Raw genomic sequence first — 18,070 nt, 5'->3', positions numbered from 1 at the left:
GTGTGAAAAAAGAGTGGATTGCTCCTCTTGCTTTATTATTTGTCTCTTTTATTTGGGGAGCTACGTTTGTTGTCGTTCAAAACGCTATGTCTTTCGTTGGTCCATTTACGTTTAATGGTATTCGTTTTTTATTCGCTGGAATTATTTTATTATTCGTTCAAATTATTTTCTCACAGAAAACTTCAAAACAAGAATTAAAACATAGTAGTTTAGCTGGATTAATAGTTGGGTTCTTCTTATTTGTCGGCTATTTATTACAAACATTTGGCTTACTCTATACAACTTCTTCAAAAGCAGGTTTCTTAACTGGGCTAAGCATTGTTATGGTCCCAATCTTATCCTTTATCTTTTTAAAACAAAAAGCCACCATTTTCATCGTACTTGGTATTGCTGTAGCTACAACAGGTTTGTACTTATTAACAGCTGCTGATTCTTTCCAATTAAATATAGGAGATATACTTGTTCTCGGTTGTGCAGTCGCTTTCGCTGCCCATATTCTTATTAACGGCTTCTTTTCCAAAAAAATATCACCTTTATTATTAAGCACATCTCAAGTATTAGCTGTTGGTATATTTTCTTCTATTTGCGCTTTCTTGTTTGAAGATTGGGAAAAGTTATTTTCAGTATCACTATGGACGAATCAATCCTTTTTATTCGCACTCTTTCTAACTGCCCTGTTTGCAACATCTATTGCTTTTTTCATTCAAACATCGGCACAAAAACACACTTCTCCAACGAGAGTAGCAATTATTTTCGCAATGGAGCCCGTTTTTGCTGCATTAACAGGCGTTCTCGTTGCAAATGAACAACTTTCTATTTCTGCTATTATCGGATGTCTATGTATTTTTCTAGGCATGATTTTTGTTGAATTACCTTCCAAAACAAAAAAAGAAGCGCAGGCTGCGTGAAGTTACGCTTGTAACTTCCGCATAAAAGCCTTAGCGCTTTTTTTATCTGTAATTTCTTCCTCTTTCAATCGTTCTAATAACGCAACGAAATAACTACCATCAAACTGCAATTGATGTTTAATTGTCGCTTCTATTGCTGCGTTCACAATCCCATCAGACGCACCAGTATATCCTTGTCCAAACATAATAAACCCTTGTGCTTCCTCTGATAATTTAAATCCTTTCGTATGTAAGAATGAAAGATAATCTTCTACTGTTTGCATGTTATTCCCACCTACTCAAAAATTCTCCATCTCCTATCATACATGTTTTTACACGCTATGAGAATGAAATTTCTTTGACAACTTTGTAAATCAATCTTCTACTTCTCTTACAATGGAGGATTTTCTAACAATCTGAAGGAATATGTACAGTGGAACTTATTTCATATTAAAGGGGAGACACGATGAAACAAGCACTATTAATTATCGACGCTCAGCAAGAATTAATTGATGGAAATGAGCAAGAAAATGAAGTTTTTCGTAAAACCGAGCTATTATCTACACTAAATATAGCCCTCCAGAAAGCAATAGATTCAAATGCTCTTATTGTTTTCGTAAGAGATATCGATGTTGCTTCTGGTAGTGGCGAAGGATTTGAAGTACATAATCAAATTCAAGTACCCCAGTCTGCAATCTTTATTAATAAAGCAGCAACCAATTCATTCTACGGTACTTCTTTACTTGAGCTTTTAAAAGAAGAAAACATTAATCATATTGTTATAGGCGGATGTAAAACAGAACATTGCATTGACACTGCCGTTAGGACAGCAACTGTACAAGGATTTGACGTTACATTAATTAAAAACGGTCATTCAACAACTGATTCTAACGTATTGTCTGCAGAACAAATTATTGGTCATCACAATAAAACTTTACACGGTCATTATAACGTTGATCATTTTTCTATGGTGCGAGATATCGAGGAAGACCTCTTTCAGCCAACTCATGACCAATATCGTGATTAAATTGGCTCAAAAAAGAATCCTTCATTTAAAAGGATTCTTTTTTATCCAAAAATTTGCGCTGCAATACTATATAGTTCACTATTTCTTTTTAATAACCGATTACTATTTTTCATCATAATTGGTGGTGTATTCACTTTTTTAAAACCAGCAACCTCTAATTCTTTCATGAAATCGTTCTTTCCTTCTGGTACATCCATTCTTAATTTTCCATTATGCCCTCTTGCTAAATCATGTACTATTCTCATTGCCATCTCATCATTTTTAGCAACAACCGGCCCTATTATCTTATTTTCTGGTGTTTGTATGCTTAAACCGTAACCTAATACATTTTGTTCCTTGTCCCTTACAACGATACACTGTTCACTTTGCATAATTCTTTTCTTTAAAAACTCTTTTCTATTTGTTCCAAACGCATATTCATCTATTTTTATTATTTTTTCTAAATCACCCTCTTCATAATTCATCACATAATCTTCATTTCTTACACAATAATCTTTCGCATTGTATGAGTTACATATGTATTTAGAAACATAACTTACTGCCCTAAATCCTAACTTTTCATATAAAGGTTTCCCTTCATCCGTAGCAATAAGCATAATTGGAGTATGAGCTGATACGCTTTTAACGCACGCTTCCGTTATTATCTTTCCAATCCCTCTCCCCTTATAATCTGGATGTACAATCACCATTCCGATAGACGCTAATTTCTCCCCATATAATATTATTGCCGCGCTAGCAATTAGTTCCTCTCTCTCATTCCAAACACCGTATACATTCCCTGCGTTAAAAATAGTCTCAATTTCTTCTCTGTTATAATCCCACCCAATATAAGAAGATAATGATACAATATTCCCTGTTTTTGCTTCCCTAAGACGCTCCACTCTAATTTCCAATTCAATCATACTCCATCCCCTTATCTAGACATTTAAATCATTATTATCAAATCAACTTGTACATGTTTCCATTTATTTATCACACACATATCCTATTTTGACCAAGACTATATTGGAAATGAGGTGACAACATGCCCATTACGAATCGATTTTCTACCACCACTAACGGGGCACTCGCTATTACAGGTAATACTTTAGGATTAAGTAAAATTAGTAATCAAAACCGTGCTGGTACAATCGGGGCAATTGGTGCGTTTATAACTACGAATACCGCTTTACAAGTACCTACTTTTCCCGCAGGTACAACGTTAACCTATACACAAAATAGTTCTACCGCTATTTTAAATATCCCTGCTGGTAGCACTATTCTTTACGCAGAACTCGTTTGGGGTGGAAACTATTTATCTCGTGATCAAAACATTACGAGTGTTCTAGGTAATCCCGTTTCATTTACAACACCCGTTTCAACATACTCAATTACTCCTTCAGCTGTTACAGCTTCAAATCAAACGTTCGTTTCAAACTCTATTACATTTGGCTTTTATACTCGTTCAGCAGACGTAACAACTCTTATTCAAGCTGGAGGTTCTGGTTCTTATACTACAGGAGCTGTCCCTGGACTTGTTGATCCTTTAGATGCTTCAAATGGATCCATTAACTCGGCCGGATGGACACTCATTGTCGCTTATCAAAACGGGACATTACCTGCAAGAAACTTAACCATTTATGTAGCTGGTAACCGTGTTTCTGCAGAAACTGGTAGTGCCGATGTATCTGTTTCTGGATTTTTAACACCTTCAGGAGGACCAGTAAGCGGGAGATTATTTTTAAGTTCTACCGAAGGAGATGCAGATTTAACCGGGGATCAAGCTTTATTTGGACCAAATTTCAGTTCATTAAATGCTTTATCTGGACCAAACAATGCTATAAATAATTTCTTCGGTTCTCAAGTTAATAATGCTGCAGGAAACTTAGATACAACAGGGACATTTGGAACGCGAAATCAAAGTGCTTCTACAAGTACAAACATCTCCGCAGGAAGACAGGGCTGGGACATTACTTCCATTGATATTTCTCCTTATTTAACAAACTCACAAGTATCCGCCGCAATCCGTTTAACTACTAACGGAGACGCATATATGTTAAATACAGTAGGCTTACAAATTAATATAAACTCACCAAATATACAAGCGACGAAAAGCGTGAATAAAAGTGTTGCTGCAATTGGAGATATTCTCACTTATACAGTTACTATCCCTAACACCGGGCTTCTTCCTGCCAATAACGCTATTTTTATAGATAGTCTCCCTAGCGGTACTTCTTTTATACCCGGCACTGTAACAGTAGATAACGTACCACAAACAAATGCTAATCCTGCAGCTGGTATATCTCTTGGAACAATTAATAATGGTGCTTCTCGTACAGTAACTTTTCAAGCTACTGTCGTTTCTCTTCCAAGTCAAAATCCTATCTCTAACACTGCTAATATTACATTTCAATATACACCAATCGCTGGAGGAACAACCTTTAACGGCCTTGCAACAAGCAATTCTGCTGGAACACAAATTAATCTGGCAGATATTAATGGAACAAAATCAGTTAACAAACTTTTTACCGATATTGGTGAAACATTAACTTACAGTATTGCCTTAGCTAATATAGGAAATATCGCTGCAACGAATGTGATATATACGGATCCGATTCCTAGCGGGACTACTTTCATTCCAGGGAGTGTAACTGTGAACGGAGTTACTCAAGCTGGCGCAAATCCCGCTAATGGTATAACAATTGGTTCAATTGCCGCAAATTCCACTACTACTATTTCATTCCAAGTGCTCGTTCCTTCTATCCCTCAAACAAACCCAATATTAAATAGTGGAACAACAACATATCAATACATTCCTGTACCAAATCAACCTGCAGTAAGTGGGACTGATACGACCAATATCGTATCTACTCAAGTGAATAACGCCACTGTAACAATGGCAAAAGCAGTAGATAAAAATTTCGCAGATATTGGTGATACACTAACGTACACCGTTTCCTTTACAGGTACAGGTAATACCAATGCGAACAATGTTATTTTTACAGATATCATTCCTACTGGAACAACTTTTGTTCTAAACAGTTTAACAATAGATGGCACGACACAAGTGGGCGCAAACCCTGCTACCGGCGTGAACATTGGATCCATCCCAAGCGGCACAATAAAAAATGTTGCATTTCAAGTAGTAGTAAACACAATACCCGCGTCAAATGTCGTATCTAACGGATCAAGCGCTTCTTATCAATATACCGTCAACCCTAGCCAATCTCCCGTTACAAAAAACATTTCTTCTAATCTCGTTTCCACTCAAATTAACAATGCGAATGTAACATTAACAAAATCAACTAACAAACAATTTGCCACAATTGGCGAAACGATAAGTTATACAATCCTTATTACAAACAGTGGAAATGCAGCCGCTAATAACGTTCAACTAACAGATCCACTTCCAAACGGTACGATATTGACTCTTGGTACTGTAACACTAAACGGAGTTTTGCAGAATGTAGATTCTCTCGTTGCTTTACCTATCGGCACAATTCCTGGTGGAGCTACTTTTACCTTATCCTTTCAAGTAACAGTCATTAACATTACTGCCCAAAACCCTATTATTAATAACGCTTTCGCCTCTTATATTTACACTGTAAATCCAAGTTTGCCACCGACTTCAAAAACAGCAAATTCTAATTCTGTTACATCAACAATTAGACTAGCAAATCTCCATGTTAATAAATCTGTAGATAAAACGTTTGCGGAAGTTGGCGATGTATTAACTTACACCTTTGCTCTTACTAACGATGGAAATGTTGCAGCGAACAATATATTACTATCTGATTCAATTGCGAATGGAACCGCCTTTATCCCAAACAGCGTTATAGTTAACAGTGTTACTCAGCCAGGCGTTACACCAGCTAGCATCAATATTGGTAGCATCAATGCTAATACTACAATTACAGCTTCATTCCAAGTAGTAATAACTAGCATTCCAAATCCAAACCCTATTTCAAATAGCGCTTCCATCTCCTATAACTTTATCGTTGATCCAAACGCTTCACCTGTAAGTAAGAACACTACTTCAACTACTACATTTACTCAAGTAAACGATGCAAATGTCATTTCAGCCAAAACAGTGGATCGAGCGTTCGCTACCGTAGGGGATACATTAACTTATACTGTTACTTTGACGAATGCAGGAAGTGTTTCTGCTGATAGCCCTACTTTCGTAGATACGAATCCAGACGGTACTACCTTTATTCCAAACACTTTTCTTATTAATGGTGTACTTCAAAATAACGCAGATCCAAATATAGGTGTTCCACTACCTTCCATTGCTGCTAACGGTTCACTTACCGTCTCTTATCAAGTAACCGTCACCTCTTTACCAACACAAAATCCAACATTAAATTCATCTAGTACACAGTATAGCTTTATTCTAAATCCGGGTGATCCACCAACTATAGAAACATCTGTAAGTAACACTGTAAGTACACAAATTAATTTAGCAAATGTTGTTATTGTCAAAGAAGTAGATTTAACTATCACCGACGTCGGGCAACCAATCACATATACAATTTCTTTAGCTAATCTTGGCAATACTACAGCAAATAATGTTATTGTTACCGATATAATCCCTAATGGCTCCACTATCGTACCAAATAGTATTTTTATAGGTGGTACTTTACAACAAGGTGCAGACCCTAGTACCGGTCTTCAAGTCGGCTCCATTCCTTCAGGTGGTTTTACAACGATTGTTTTTCAAATAAGTGCAAATGGGCTACCTTCACCAAACCCAATTCAAAACAGCGCTTCACTTCAATATAGCTTTATCGCTGATCCAAACTTACCTGCTCTTGTTAGAAACACTGCTAGCAATATAGTAACTACACAAATTAATACTGCTAATATCGTTGCTACAAAACTAACGAGTACAAACTTCGCTGATGTCGGTGATGTCATATTATATGCGACTATTTTAACGAATAACGGGAATATCCCTGCTGCTAATGTAACGTTTACAGATATCATTCCAGCGGGTACCCTCTTCATTCCTAATACTGTAACGATTAATAATGTCCCTGTAGCTAACGCAAATCCTGCTACCGGCATTTCAATTGGTACGATAGGAGCGAATTCATCACGCACCGTTGCATTCCAAGTTTTTGTACCAACTATCCCTGCTGTAAACCCAATTACAAATCAATCAGGCACAACATTCCAATATACGTATGATCCATCCAAACCAGCTGTAATGCAGATGGTTGCTTCTAACACTGTACAGACAACTATTAATAACGCCTCAATTGCCGCTACTAAATCGGTAGATAAACAGTTTGCTAACGTAAATGATATTATTACGTACACGACTACTTTAACGAATAACGGGAACACACTTGCATCAAATGTAATATTTACAGATGTAATTCCAAACGGGACATCATTTATTGCTAATAGTGTTACTGTAAACGGGAATACACTGCCTAATGTAAATCCAGCAAGCGGAATTGCCATTGATCCAATAAATCCGAATGCAAATACGATTATCTCGTTCCAAGTACAAGTAAATTCTATCCCGAATCCAAATCCAATCCCGAACCAAAGCAATACAATGTACCAGTACGTCGTAGATCCTAACTTACCTCCAGCATCGGCCAATACGTTAAGTAATGTAATAACAACTCAAATTAATAACGCTACTATTGTCGCTACTAAGTCTGTAAATACACCGACAGCTGCAATTGGCGATATCGTTACCTATACGATTGCAGTAACAAATACAGGTAATACTCCTGCTAGTGCGACTGTTTTAACGGATGGGCTTGGTGCAGGAGCTTCATTTATCCAAAACTCCGTAACGATCAATAATGTCCCACAACCAGGATTAGATCCATCACTTGGTATTCACTTGGCAGATATTTCGCCAGGAGATACTGTATTCATTACTTTTCAAGCACAAATTTTAGCGATACCACCTAGTGGCACATTAACAAATAATGCTCTTGTAAATTATGAATATACCGTGAATCCCAACCAATCACCTGCTGTTAATAGTACAATTACGAATACAACGGTTACTCCAATTATTGATGCTACTCTTTCTATAAATAAAACTGTCAATTCAACATTCGCTACTATTGGAGATACACTTACTTTCACTTCTACCATTACTAATTCCGGTAATACTACCGCAAACAATGTTATTTTTACAGATGTAATTCCAAATGGTACAACGTTTATTCCAAATAGTTTTACGGTAAATGGAACAACTATTACTAATGCAAATCCACAAAACGGTATCAATATTGGTAACTTGAATTCAAATGCATCTGCTACACTCAGTTTTCAAGTAAACATTACAACACTTCCAAACCCTAATCCAATCCCGAACAAATCATCGCTTCAATATAGCTTTATTGTAGATATAAATGAACCGCCAGTTTCACGAACAGTTCAATCTAATAAAACTTTTACACAAGTAAATACTGCTTCCGTTATCGCAACAAAAACTGCAAGCAGTGCTTTTGCTGCTGTTGGAGATACAATTACGTATACAACTATCCTCACCAATAGCGGAAATACTTCAGCAAACACACCTGTTTTTATAGATATATTACCACCTGAACTTTCATTCGTTCCTGATAGCGTACAAATTAATACAATCCCACAACTTGGATTTAGACCAGATAGCGGAATCTCTTTAGACTCAATTCCAGTTGGAGGAACGACAACAATTAGCTTTCAAGCTATCGTTGGCTCAATACCAGCTACAAACCCAACTTTGAACCAATCTAGCACAACATACTCGATCATTATTGATCCTACCCAGCCGCCGGTGACAGAAACAGCTACAAGTAATCCAACTTTAGTTCAAATTAACGAAGCGATTATTCAAGCAACGAAAAGTGTAGATCGACTATTTTCTGACGTAGCACTTGGAAATTCATTTTTAACGTACACTGTTTTATTGGATAATATAGGAAACGAAACTGCTACGAATATCATTTTTACAGATCCGATTCCAAATAACACAGTATTTATAGAAGATAGCGTTCGAGTAGGCGGAGTTTTATTGCCTGGAGTAAATCCAGCGAATGGGATACCGATTGGGGATATTATTGCTGGAGATTTTATAAACGTTACCTTCCGTGTGCAAGTAGTTAGCATTCCAAATCCAATTTTCACAATTGGACCAGGCGGACCAAACTCACCGGTTGTAAACAGCGCTTCCATTAATTATCAATTTATGACAGGTCCAAACTTACCACTCGTTTCAAGAAATACGACATCTAATCCAGTTTCGACACAAATAAATTCTGGGGAAATTGTGGCAATCAAATCTGTAAATAAAACTTTCGCAACAATTGGCGATACAATTTCTTATACAATTACATTAAGTAACCCTGGAAATGTCACTTCACAAAATATAATTTTTACGGATACTTTACCTGATGGAACGACATTCATATCTGGCACTCTTACAAACGATTCTGGTACACAGCAAATCGGAAATCCAGCTAACGGAATTCAGATTGGAAATATAAACCCAAATGGAACGGCCGTGATTACTCTTAACGTACTTGTTACAAGCATTCCAAGTATAAATCCAATTTCTAATTCTAGTTCTGTACAATTCACACATGTGGTCGATCCTAGCCAACCTGCCGTATCACAAACAAATGTATCTAATGCAGTTTCGACAACTATCAATAGCGCAATTTTAACAACCAAAAAAAGTGCTGATAAATCTATCGTTTCAGTTGGAGATACGATTACGTATACAACTACTATTACAAATACCGGAAATACAGCCGCAACGAATATTACTTTCACAAGCGCTATTCCAGCTAGCACTACCTTTATACCAAATTCAGTCACAATAAATGGCGTTCAGCAGTCTAGTGCGCAACCAGCACTTGGAGTAAACATACCAAATATCGCTCCTGGTGAAACAGTAACTGTTACTTTCCAAGTAAATGTTATTTCTGTTCCCCCTTCCAGTTCAATTATGGGTAATGATACAATTTTATATTCTTATACTGTTAATCCAAACAGCGCTCCTGCTACTACCTCTACTTCAACGAATATTGCTACAAACCCTGTATTAAATGCTATGATAACGATGGTAAAATCGGTCGATCAAACCCTTGTAACACTAGGCGATACCATAACCTATACGACAATTTTAACGAATAACGGTAATACAAATGCAACGAATATTACTTTCACGGATCTTATACCAAATGGTACAACATTTATTACTGATAGCGTTACAATAAATGGACTCACACAAATTGGATTGAATCCTAATACAGGCATAACGATTGGATCAATTGCTCCTAACAGCTCAATATCTATAGCATTTCAAGTTACCGCTACTTCTACCCCTGTTCAAAATCCTATTGCCAATTCCGCTACTGCTTCTTACACATTTATTGCTGATCCCAATGCACCTATTGTTTCAAGAAACGTTACTTCAAACACAGTGTTTACTACGATTAATACAGCTACCATTCTTTCATTAAAACAAGTCGATAAATCCTTTAGTCGTATTGGAGACACACTCACTTATACTGTCGCTTTAACAAACAATGGAAACTCATCTGCACAAAATGTTATATTCACAGATACCGTGCCAAGTGGAACTACATTTATTGCAAACACATTTTCTATTAATGGAGTTTCTCAAAGTGAGGCGGACCCATCGAACGGTGTGAATATTGGGACAATAACAGCCGGGACTACAGTAACAGTTTCGTTCCAAGTTACTGTTACATCATTACCAACCGAAAACCCAATTGTAAATTTCTCATCAACATCGTATCAATTAGTCTCACCACCTGACTCAGAAACTTCAATTAGTAATCCTGTTTCAACCCAAATTAACGAAGCAATATTGTCTATGACGAAAAATGAAAGTGTATCCTTTGCAGATATCGGGCAAACTGCTTTTTATACTACTTCTATTACCAATGTAGGCAATACCGATGCAACTAATATTGTATTCACAGATGCATTACCAAGTGGACTCACATTTGTTCCTAACACATTAACTGTCGATGGCGTTTTACAACCTAACGCGGATCCAAATACAGGTGTATTACTTGCAACACTTCCACCAAATGAAATATATAGCATCGTCTTTCAAGTTACAGTAAACAATATTCCCCCTAGTAACCCAGCACCAAATACAGCATCAACGACGTATGAATTTACTGTTGATCCTGTTAATCCTCCCGTTTCAAGTGCAGCTACTTCCAACACTACACTCCTTCAAATAAACAACGCAACTATTATTAGCACCAAAACAGCAAATCTTACTTTTGCGGATGTTGGTAATACAATAACATTTACACTTAACCTTCCTAATACCGGGAATGTGACCGCAACTGATGTAACTATTATCGATATTCTTGATAGCAATTTAAGTTTCGTTCCAAATAGTTTCACAGCTAATGGGCAAACCATTCCAAACGCCGATTTATCAACTGGTGTAAATATTGGTTCCATTAATGGTGGTAATACGGCAATCGTTACATTCCAAGCAACTGTTATTACACTTCCAACACTTAATCCTATTTCTAATTCTGCTTCTATCACATATCATTATGTCGTTGACCCTAGCCAGCCACCTATTACAACTTCCAATCAATCTAATACAACGACAACACAAATTAATAGCGCTATCCTTACTGCACAAAAAAATTCAAATGTATCTACGGTAGATATCGGGCAGGATATTACCTACACCGTTACAATTACAAATAGCGGAAATGTGAGTGCAACGAATGTTATTTTTACCGACCTTATTCCAGACGGAACTTCCTTTGAACCGAATAGCTTTACACTAAACGGAACTAGCATCCCAAATGCAGATATCATTACAGGCGTTCCAATCGGTGATATCGCGCCAAACGAATCTGTCATCGTAGCATTTCACATTATCGCCAATGAAATTCCGCCTATAAATCCAATTACTAATCAAGCTAGCGTTAGCTTTCAACATATCGTTAATCCAGCTAATCCTCCAGTTTCAAAAAATATTATTTCTAACAACGTGACAACAAAAATTGAAAGTGCTATTTTAAATACTATTAAAATAGGAGATAAAACTTTTGCAACGATTGGTGATACAATTACGTATACAACGACTATTACGAACACAGGCAATATTCCTGCTAACAACGCTATATTCTCAGACCCTTTACCATCGTGGACACAATTTGTTGCAGGATCAGTTATTGTTGATGGCACTCCATTACCATCGGCTTCTATCATTGAAGGTGTTGGCATAAATACAATCAATCCAAATCAAACTGTTACAATCATATTCCAAGTACAAATCGTAAGTAATCCAACAACGTTCACACCTGAACTCCAAAACTTAGGATTTGTTAACTTCCAATATAACGTAGGCAATGCATTACTAGCTCAGCCTGGCAATGTGGAAACGAATGTCTTCGTTACTTCTATTAATACAGCCATACTTTCAGCTGTAAAAACTGCTAATACAGCCTTTGCAAATATTGGAGATAGGATCACTTATACAGTTTCGATTCAAAATAACGGCAATACAAACGCTACGAATGTAAATTTCTCAGACCCAGTTCCAACTGGAACGACCTTTGTTGAAAATAGTTTTGCTGTAAATGGAAGTACTATTCCAGGCGCAAATCCAAATAACGGAGTGAATATCGGAACAGTTAGCGCAGGTAGTTCCTTAACCGTTACTTTCCAAGTCATAGTTACATCTACTCCACCTTCAAATCCGATTACAAACGTAGCATCTATTCAATACGCATTCATCGTTGATCCGGCCTCTCCTCCTGTTACAGGCACGATAAATTCTAATAGCGCTTCAACACAAATTAATAACGCGACTGTTACAACTGTTTTACAAGCAAATCGTTCAATTGTATCTATCGGGGATGTAATTACGTATACAGCAACATTAACGAATACTGGAAACTTCCCTGCAAACTCTGTATTACTCATTAACGGAGTTCCTGAAGGAGCATTATTTGTTCCAAATAGTGTTACGCTCAACGGGAGTTCACTTCCAGATGCAAGTCCAACTCTCGGTATTCCAGTTGGTATTATCGCACCAGGTGATTCCGCTACTATTACGTTCCAATTTCTTGCAAGTTCTATTCCACCGCAAGGAGCGATTATAAATCAAGCACTTACAAGTTACACGTATATTGTCAATCCAAGTCAACCTCCTGTTACAGCAACATCCTCGTCTAATACGGTTAATACAGCTGTTGTTGATGCATCGTTATCCGTAATTAAAAGTACAGATTCTCTCGTACAATCTACTGACGGTACAATCACTTACACAGTAGTCGTTCAAAATAACGGAAATACTACTGCAAATACAGTTACTTTAACAGATTTGGTCCCAGAAGGAACTGCATTTATTCCGAATAGCGTTACCATTAATGGTGTTTCTGTTCCAGGTGCCGATCCTAACGTAGGAATACCATTAAACTCCATCACACCGTCAGAAATCGTCACTGTAACATTCCAGGTTATCGTTCAATCTATACCAAGAGTGAACCCAATTTCTAATACAGCCCGTATTGACTATACTTTTATCGCCGATCCAACTGCTCCTATCATCTCTCGAACAATTACGTCTAATCCTGCTTTCACACAAATTTCGGATGCGACTATCCTTTCTTTAAAAGCAGTCAATGCACCTCAAGCAACAACAGGTGATATTTTGACTTACACAATAACACTAGAAAATACCGGAAATATTCCAGCTACTAATCTCATATTTTCAGATACTATCTCCCAAAATACTACATTCGTAGAAAATAGTTTTACACTTAACGGAACAACTATACTTGGTGCTAATCCAAATGTAGGTGTTACTTTACCTACCCTAGCAGCAAACGCTACTCATCTTATTTCGTTCCAAATTCTTATTAACGATTCATTCTCGCAAGAATCGATTACAAATCAATCCAATACAACATATACAATCCAACCAGACCCAGGGCAACCGCCTATTACTGAAACATCTACTAGTAATATCGTCATTACAAATTTCGTGCAAGCACAATTGACAATTACTAAAACATCCAATCCAACAACTGTAGATATTGGCGGAACTATACTTTATATTTCTGAAGTGAAAAATATCGGTAATGTTGACGCAATAAATATTAATTTCACAGATTTTATTCCAGCTGGGACTACATTCGTTCCCGATAGTGTCACAATTAATGGTGTCCTTCAGCCAGGTGTAAATCCTGAAAACGGAATACCGATTGGAACAATTCCAGCAAACAGTTCCAAAACGATACTATTTCAAGTGCAAACAAATAATCCACCTACTGAAACCGAAATTGCAAATCAATCTTCAGCAACTTACCAATATGTAAGTATTCCTACAGCCCCACCAGTAAATCGCTCTGCAAATTCTAACATTGTTACAACATCACTTCAAAATGCAAATATTATTTCTGTTAAAAGCGCGGATGTAAATTTCATATCAATCGGGCAAATTATTACCTACACAAATACACTACAAAATATAGGAACCGTTCCGGCTAACAATACCGTGTTCATTGATAACATTCCAGAAGGTACTATATTCATTGAGGATAGCTTAGCAATAAATAATGTAACTCAGCCTGGCGCTAATCCTGAAAACGGAGTAACTCTCGGCACGATACAACCAAATGAAACAGTCACTATTTCATTCCAAGTACAACTTACAAATATACCAGAGGGCAATACAGTCATTAATATTTCAGACACTTCGTACGAATACCAAATTGACCCTAGTTCTCCAATTATTCAGCGTAGATCGTTATCAAATGCAGTAAATACTGAAGTGCGAACGGCAAATGTTAGTGCAATTAAATCCGCTAACAGATCCATTACACGTATCGGTCAAATCATCACATATACAGTCGCAGTTACAAACGCCGGTACAATACCTATTACAAATACTCTCCTACTTGACGCAATTGCTTCTGGCACCACATTCGTTCCAAATAGCATTCTTGTAGATGGCGTACCAAGACCTAACGAAAATCCAATTACCGGTATTAATCTTGATATAATTCTTCCAAATAATACGATTATTGTTACGTTCCAAGTAAGCGTAGTCTCTATACCGCCACAAAATAACATTAATAATATCGCCGTCATTCACTATGAGTATCGACCAGACCCAAGCGGACCACCAATTTCAGAAACAACCTCTTCCAATAGTACAAATATACAATTTATTGATGCTATTCTTATTGCTACAAAATCCGCTAATACTGTATTAGCTAACATTGATGAAACCATTGAATATACAGTATTCATTCAAAATAATGGATCGACTACAACTAACTCCATCTTTTTTACAGATACTATAGCGGATGGAACAGTATTTATTCCAGGAAGTGTAATAGTTAACAATACTGTACTTCCTGCAGCAGATCCAAATATCGGCTTTTCCATTCCTAATGTCGCAGCAGGTCAAATGGCTACAATAACATTCCAAGTTTCCGTTACGAATTTACCTGCTGTAAATCCAACACCTAATACTGCAAACATCGTCTACGACTTTCTTTTCAATCCTGACTTTGCACCAATTCAAAAATCTACTACTTCCAATACTACTTTCGTTCAAATTAATAATGCTGATATCGTTTCACTTAAAACTGTTGATTTGATCTCTGTAACGATTGGTGACATTTTAACTTATACAACAACTTTAACGAATACGGGGAATACGGATGCAACTGCTGTTGTATTTACAGACAATATACCTGATGGAACAACCTTTATTGACGGTAGCGTTTTAGTAAATAACATTCCTCAGCTTAATGCCAATCCAAGTGCTGGTATACTTGTAGGAACGATTGCTCCTAACACTTCTATCCCAGTCACATTTTCTGTTACCGTCGTAGCTCTTCCAGCCAGCGGTCGTGTTCAAAATCAATCAACTTCTCGTTATACAATAAACGTGGAAGAACAAATATCGACTAGCAATATTACCTTCACTGAAGTTATTTCTGCTAATGTAATTGCGACAAAAACAACACCTATCCAATATGCTGACCTACAAACAATCATCCCTTATACAATTTCCATCATAAATAACGGAAATATACAAATAGAAAACATTATTGTTACAGATATCATCCCAGCAAATACGAACTTTATAGAGAATAGTGTTATTGTGAACGGAAACGCTCGTCCAAATAACAATCCACTTAACGGTATACAAATTGATAACATTCCGCCTAATACGACAGCAACTGTTCTATTCCAAGTACGAGTTACTTCGATTCCACAAACAAATCCTATCTCTAACACGAGTACAATTGAATATGAATACACGTTACCAGATCGACCACCTATTACCGAAACTATTATTTCATCAGCTGCAGCAACAGAAATTAATCACGCGAATTTGAATAGTAATAAAACTGTTGACCTTGCATTTGCAACGGTTGGTGATACGTTAACGTATACGATTACACTAAATCAAACCGGTAATGTTGCAGTAAATGATGTAATCATTCAAGATATTATTCCTCAAGGTACTACGTTTATAGAAAATAGCGTCATTGTAAACGGAGAAACTCTTCCAGGAGTGAATCCAGTAAGCGGCATACCAATTGGTACTATAACTATTAGTGAAGATGCTATCGTTTCATTCCAAGTAACTGTGACTTCTATTCCAACACCAAATGAACTAAACAACAACGCAATTACTACTTTTAACTATATAGTCAACCCAAATAACATACCTGTTACAAATACGACTACAACAAATACTGTCAAAACTACTGTCCAAAATGATAACGTCATTGCTTTTAAGTCTGCTGATGTAACAAACGCCTTACCTGGTCAAACTTTAACGTATACAATTACGATTACGAATAGCGGTAATGTAACGATTGACGACCTTCTTGCCATAGACACTGTACCAATAGATACGACTTTTGTTGCTGGTAGTGTTACGATTAACGGGATCAATCAGCCTAATGAGAACCCTGAAAATGGTATTACTTTAGGAAATCTTGCGCCTAATGAATTTGTTATTATTACGTTCCAAGTGACAATATCTTCTTCTACTCTTCAACCTACAATTAATAACGATGCTTCTGTTTCCTATACCGTTATCATTGATCCAACAAAACCACCTATTACGATTACAAAGCAAACAAATATCGTTACAACGACAGTAGTTGATCCGTTGATTCGCATTGAAAAAACAGCTGACAAATCTATTATCGTTATAGGAGATATCATTACATTCACATTAGCGGTATTTAATCACTCCCCAATTCCCACAATTAGTACTTCTGTTATAGACACAATTCCAGCTGGTACAACATTTATAGAAAATAGCGTAACAATTAACGGTTCTACCGTTCAAAACGTTCGTCCAGACACTGGTATTAATATTGGTTCTTTACCTGCAGATACAGTAGCAACTATAACATTTCAAGTTCTCGTAACTTCTATTCCTTCAAACAGTACAATTATAAATTCTGCAACAGTTACCGCTGCCTTTCAATTGACACCACAGGATCCAATTATTACTTTCATTGTTAATTCAAACATCGTTCGTATACCAGTTCAATTTATAACTACAACAGTCACGAAAAATGCTTCCGTCAGCTCAGCTTATTTAAATCAATATTTTGATTACACGGTGCGTATTACAAATACTGCCGAAATTTCACTCTCAAATATTTCTTTACAAGATACCATTCCAGCAGGTTTACAATTTATAAACGGCACTGTCTTTATTAACGGTGAACGCTCTCCACTAGCAAATCCGAATATCGGTTTCCTAGTTACCACTAATTTAGAACCAAACGAAACAATTATCGTGTTATTCACAGTACAAGTAATAAGTCCACCTGTTAATACTCCATTTAAAAATACGGCCAATATTTCGTTACAACTTCAAGTCTCGCCTACCGATCCACCAATTACAGTAACCGTTACAAGTAACGAAAACATCGTCACCTTTGTTCCAGAAAATCCAGATGAAACACTTCCAAATTTAAATTGCTTCTTTGACGGTGAACGCTTCATTCGCATTACTCCTCGAAATGTACGAAATTACCTTTGGACTTGGATTTGGTGGAAATAATTGAAACAAAAAAGAGATTGTAGTTTGGTTGAAACCAAATTACAATCTCTTTTTCATTACCTATATTCCACTACATTGTAACTCGTCCAAGGATATACG

The 18,070-nt window shown here is 36.7% G+C and carries 5 protein-coding genes; 3 read left to right on the top strand and 2 right to left on the bottom strand.

What is annotated here, in order from left to right; all coding sequences use genetic code 11:
* The first annotated feature begins 2 nt into the window (after positions 1–2).
* On the top strand, positions 3–908 hold the full coding sequence (locus MKY21_RS08090) for a DMT family transporter (protein ID WP_000712602.1): 906 nt from the start codon (positions 3–5) through the stop codon (positions 906–908).
* A gap of 2 nt (positions 909–910) precedes the next feature.
* Here MKY21_RS08090 and MKY21_RS08085 read toward each other — a convergent pair whose 3' ends face one another.
* On the bottom strand, positions 911–1,171 hold the full coding sequence (locus tag MKY21_RS08085; protein WP_001195212.1) for a DUF6123 family protein: 261 nt from the start codon (positions 1,169–1,171) through the stop codon (positions 911–913).
* 182 nt (positions 1,172–1,353) lie between these two features.
* On the opposite strand from MKY21_RS08085, the gene MKY21_RS08080 reads away from it, so the two are divergent.
* Positions 1,354–1,914 (top strand): cysteine hydrolase family protein, encoded by a 561-nt coding sequence (locus tag MKY21_RS08080; protein WP_000806320.1) that lies wholly within the window; start codon positions 1,354–1,356, stop codon positions 1,912–1,914.
* A 41-nt stretch (positions 1,915–1,955) separates the two neighbouring features.
* Here MKY21_RS08080 and MKY21_RS08075 read toward each other — a convergent pair whose 3' ends face one another.
* A complete protein-coding gene (locus tag MKY21_RS08075; RefSeq protein WP_000571012.1) occupies positions 1,956–2,816 on the bottom strand; it encodes a GNAT family N-acetyltransferase in 861 nt (286 codons plus the stop codon).
* 122 nt (positions 2,817–2,938) lie between these two features.
* On the opposite strand from MKY21_RS08075, the gene MKY21_RS08070 reads away from it, so the two are divergent.
* Positions 2,939–17,971, top strand: a complete 15,033-nt coding sequence (locus tag MKY21_RS08070; protein WP_341075878.1) for a DUF7507 domain-containing protein — start codon at positions 2,939–2,941, stop codon at positions 17,969–17,971.
* Positions 17,972–18,070: the final 99 nt, after the last annotated feature.

It is taken from the genome of Bacillus sp. FSL R9-9497 (assembly GCF_038005805.1).
Taxonomy (GTDB): Bacteria; Bacillota; Bacilli; order Bacillales; family Bacillaceae_G; genus Bacillus_A; species Bacillus_A cereus.
This window is presented reverse-complemented; position numbering and strand designations above follow the sequence as displayed.